This window comes from Burkholderia sp. IT-111MI5, from assembly GCF_949752865.1.
Classification (GTDB): domain Bacteria; phylum Pseudomonadota; class Gammaproteobacteria; order Burkholderiales; family Burkholderiaceae; genus Burkholderia; species Burkholderia pyrrocinia_C.
Map to the genome: position 1 here is coordinate 1 of NZ_CATKIF010000064.1, position 261 is coordinate 261.

The 261-nt window shown below is 66.7% G+C and carries 1 pseudogene; it reads right to left on the minus strand.

Going from position 1 to position 261, the window contains the following annotated elements:
• Positions 1 to 261: pseudogene (locus ACM6JT_RS29380) on the minus strand (acetyl-CoA C-acetyltransferase); the annotation flags it as partial.

Here is a 261-nt window from a genome sequence, read left to right on the forward strand (position 1 = left end):
GCCTTGTTCTGCGACAGCGCCGCGAACGCGTCCTGCTCTTCGCGCGTAATGCCGTATTCCTTCGCGACGTTCTCCGCCGTGATGCCCATGTGGTACTGGTTGTACACGTCCCACAGCCCGTCGACGATCATCGTGTCGACCAGCTTCGCGTCGCCCATCCGGAACCCGTCGCGCGAGCCCGGCAGCACGTGCGGCGACGCGCTCATGTTCTCCTGGCCGCCCGCGATCACGATCTCCGCGTCGCCCGCGACGATCGCGTTC